This window comes from Actinosynnema sp. NPDC023658 (assembly GCF_040639995.1).
In the GTDB taxonomy this organism is placed as follows: domain Bacteria; phylum Actinomycetota; class Actinomycetes; order Mycobacteriales; family Pseudonocardiaceae; genus Actinosynnema.
Genome location: NZ_JBFAAX010000544.1, coordinates 1 through 4,004, shown reverse-complemented (window position 1 = coordinate 4,004; position 4,004 = coordinate 1). Strand labels below are relative to the sequence as shown.

Below are 4,004 nucleotides of genomic sequence, written 5' to 3'. Positions count from 1 at the left end.
GACGTCCTCGACCCGTCGGGCCGCACGGTCGACACCTGGACGTGGCGGGTCAAGAAGGCGGTCGACATCGCCCGGCGGGTGGTCACCCCCGGCACCGGCACCACGTCCGTCACGGAGGACCCGGGCAGCGTCACCCTGTCCGCGGGCGGCACGGCGGTCACCCTCTCCAAGTCCACCGGCAGGCTGCTCCGGGTCACCCGCGACGGCGCCTCCGTGTCGCCGGCCGACGGCCCGGCCCTGGCGGTCGGCTCGGCGACGCCCTCCGGCGTCACGCACTTCCGCGACGGCACCGGGTACGTCGTGCAGGCCACCTACAGCGGCGACCTGGACCTCGTCCGCCGGCGCCTGGACTCGAACGGCCGGCTGCGCCTGGAGTACCGCTACACCCGCACCGGCCCCCACGACTTCCTGGGCGTCAACCTCGACTACCCCGAGCACAAGGTGCTCGGCATGACGTGGCTGGGCGACGGGCCGTACCGGGTGTGGAAGAACCGGATGCGCGGCGTGAGCCACGGCGTGTGGACCAAGGACCACAACAACACCGCCACCGGGGCGAGCCTGTGGCAGTACCCCGAGTTCAAGGGCTACCACGCCAACACCTACTGGGCCGCGCTGCGCACCACCGAGGGCACCATCACCCTCGTGGCGGAGCAGGAGAACCTGTTCCTGCGCCTGTTCACGCCCGAGGTGGGCGCGAGCCCGATGTTCGCGACGGCCCCGTTCCCGGCGGGCGGGATCTCGCTGCTGGACGGCATCCCCGCCATGGGCAACAAGTTCCACGCCGCCGACGCCCTCGGACCGGAGGGCCGGCGGGTCGAGGGCGTCAGCCGGTACGACCGCACGGTGCACTTCCGGTTCGACGCCTGAGCCTCCTGGCGATCCTTGCGTTCGCCCTGACCGGCACCGCCGCCCACGTCGTCGACGCCTCCCGGACCACGAGATCAGCCACATCCGCGACAACACCGGCAAGTACCCGGCCATCCGCGGTCCGGACTTCAGCGACTCCGAGGACCGGCTCCGCCGAGCCGATGTCCACGACGGACTCGCCGGGGTAGAACGAGGACTGCGGCCGGCCGTTGTAGCCGTGCAGCCACATCAGGTTGTTCACCTACGCCGGCTACGTGGTGACCCGCGACGAGTTGCCCGACCTCGACCAGGACCTGGCGGCGGGCTGCCACGGCAGGTCCGAAACAGTTTCGAGTCCCGGGCTCCGGTCACCGGCGCCGCCTGGTCCGGGGTAGGTTCGACCGGTGTCGCCCAGAACCGCCGCACGCACGACGCACCCCACCTGGCCGGTCCTGTCCGAGGCCGCCCGGGACGTGCTGATGGAGCTGCTCGTCCACGGCCCGATGCCGCGCGCCGAGATCGCCCCGCGCCTGCGCCTGTCCCGCCCCACCCTCAGCCGCGTCACCAAGACCCTCGTCACGGCGGGCCTGCTCGTCGAGGGCGCCACGGAGCTGCGCTCGCAGACCGGCCGGCCCTCCGAGCTGCTGCACGTGCACGGCGAGTCCCACCACTTCCTCGGCGTGAAGCTGACCGCCGACCGGCTGTACGCGGCCGTCACCGACCTGACGGCCGCGGTCGTGACCTCCGTGGACGAGCCGTCGCGCTCGAAGCGACCCGAGGACGTCGTGGCCCACATCGCTGAGGTCGCCGCCCGGTACGACGACCTCACGGGGCTGGGCGTGACCCTGGGTGGCGTGGTGCGCGACGGCGTCGTCGCCGACGCCGGGTGGCTGGGCTGGGCCGACGTCCCCCTCGCCGCCGAGCTGACCGCGGCCACCGGCCTGCCGACCGCCGTGGACAACGACGTGCAGGCGCTCACGGCCGCCGAGCACTGGTTCGGCGCGGGCGCGGGCGTGGACTCCATGGTCATGATCACCATAGGGGCCGGCGTGGGCACCGGTCTGATCGTCGACGGCAAGCTCGTGCGGGGCGCGCACGGCCTGCCGCCCCGCTTCAGCCACGTCCTGGTCGACCCGAACGGCCCGGAGTGCGGCTACGGGCACCGCGGCTGCGCGTCGAGCTACCTGATGACCCACGTGATCCTGCGGCAGCTCGACGGCACGCCGACCTACGAGGAGGCGGTCGAGCGGGCCCGGTCGGGTGAGCCGCAGGCCAAGCGCGTGTTCGAGGAGGCCGGTTACGCCCTCGGGGTGCTGATCGGGCACGCGGCCAACTTCCTCGACCCGCAGAAGGTCCTGCTCACCGGCGACGGCTTGCCCCTCTACGAGACCGCCCGCGACGTCGTGCACGACGGCATCGAGGACGCCTACGAGGACGACCCGTCCCTGATCGACCTGGACGTCCAGCCGTTCGACTTCGCCGAGTGGGCGCGCTCGGCGGCGGCGTTGGCCGTCCGGTCCGCGGTGACCGGCGGCTGAGCGGCACCGTCCCAAAAGCACTCCATCAGGTACTGCCCAACGGCGGTCGGCTGTAGCAGGGTCGGAACAGGACGGTCGCGAGCACGCCGCCGTCCCGCACCGCGGTGCGAGCGGATCGGGAGATCCCGACCGCACCGGATCCGAGGTCCGGTGCGCCGGCGGCCTCCGAGGAAGGGCGCACGGCGCTCGACGCCACCGTCCACTCCGGACCCGCGCCCTCACCAGGAGAGGAAGTCCTCCACCATGTCCGACGAACCCGGCGCCTACGCGCACGCCAACGGAATCCGCCTGTGGTACCGCGACGAAGGCGATCCCGCGGGCGAACCACTGCTGCTCGTGATGGGCCTGAACTCGCAGCTGATCCTGTGGCCGGACGAGTTCGTCGCCGCGCTGGGCGAGCGGGGCTTCCGGGTGATCCGCTTCGACAACCGCGACTGCGGCCTGTCGGACCGGATCAAGGCCGACGTGGACGGCAGGAGCCCGCTCTACCACCTCGTCGACATGGCCGAGGACGCCCTCGGCCTGCTCGACCACCTCGGCATCGACCGGGCGCACGTGGTCGGCGCGTCGATGGGCGGCATGATCGCCCAGCTGATGGCGATCCACCACTCCGAACGGGTCCGGACGCTGTGCTCGATCATGAGCACCACCGGGAACCCGCTGGTCGGGCAGCCCAGCTTCGAGGCCGTCCAGAAGCTGCTGGAGCCCACGCCGCCCGGGCGCGAGGAGGCCATCGAGCACATCACCGGGATCTACCGCGTCATCGGGTCGCGCACGCACGCCAACACCGAGGAGGCCCGCCGCCGGGACCTGGCCACCGCCTCCTACGACCGCGCGTTCCACCCGCAGGGCGCGAAGAACCAGTTCGACGCGATCGCCGCCGCCGTCGACCGCACCCGCGGCCTGCGGGAGCTGACCATGCCGACCCTGGTCGTGCACGGCGCGGAGGACTCGCTGATCACCATCAGCGGCGGGCTGGCCACGCACAACGCCGTCCCCGACTCCACCTACCTGTCGTTCCCCGACATGGGCCACGACCTGCCCCGCCCGCTGTGGCGCGAGCTGGTCGACGCCATCACGGCCAACGCCCGCACCGCCAACGCGAACGTCATGGCCACCGAGTCCATCACCACCCGGGCGATCCCCGCGGAGGCCGCCGCCGACCCCTCGTCCACGAACGCCGTCACCCCGGCCTGACCCCGGCCCGCCCGTGCAGCGCCCGTGCCACCGGATCGACGGCACGGGCCTCACGCGCTCAACGGGACGGTCGCGGCGGCACGGTCTCCTGCTCCAGGCGGACGGGTTCGCGGAGCGTGCGGACGACCAGCCAGGCCAGGCCGGGCAGCGCGATCAGCGGAGTCAGGGCGGTCCGCAGGGAGGTGGCGTCCGCGAGGGCGCCGAGCAGCGGGCTCGCCACCCCGCCGACGCTGACCGCGAGGCCGAGCGTCACTCCCCCGGCCGTGCCGAGGTGGCGGGGCAGGTAGTCCTGGCCGAGCGTGATGTGCAGCGAGAACGGCACGGACAGCGCGATCGCGCAGGCGGCCACGAACAGCAGGAGCGCGGGCCCCGGCACGAACACGACACCGGCGACGGCCGGCACGCCCAGGGCGTAGGACCAGC

At 72.9% G+C, this 4,004-nt stretch carries 2 protein-coding genes and 2 pseudogenes; 3 read left to right on the top strand and 1 reads right to left on the bottom strand.

Annotated features, from left to right (window positions below; all coding sequences use genetic code 11):
- The 3 genes and pseudogenes from AB0G02_RS30805 to AB0G02_RS30795 form a co-directional block, all read left to right on the top strand.
- Positions 1-867 (top strand): annotated as a pseudogene (locus AB0G02_RS30805) (glycoside hydrolase family 2); the annotation flags it as partial.
- A 383-nt stretch (positions 868-1,250) separates the two neighbouring features.
- Positions 1,251-2,384 carry an ROK family transcriptional regulator gene (locus AB0G02_RS30800; protein ID WP_360800958.1) on the top strand — a complete coding sequence of 378 codons (1,134 nt, stop codon included), beginning with the start codon at positions 1,251-1,253 and terminating at the stop codon, positions 2,382-2,384.
- Between the two features lie 243 nt (positions 2,385-2,627).
- Positions 2,628-3,581 carry an alpha/beta hydrolase gene (locus AB0G02_RS30795; protein WP_360800955.1) on the top strand — a complete coding sequence of 318 codons (954 nt, stop codon included), beginning with the start codon at positions 2,628-2,630 and terminating at the stop codon, positions 3,579-3,581.
- Between the two features lie 58 nt (positions 3,582-3,639).
- On the opposite strand, the pseudogene AB0G02_RS30790 reads toward AB0G02_RS30795, so the two are convergent.
- A pseudogene (locus tag AB0G02_RS30790) lies at positions 3,640-4,004 on the bottom strand (MFS transporter); the annotation flags it as partial.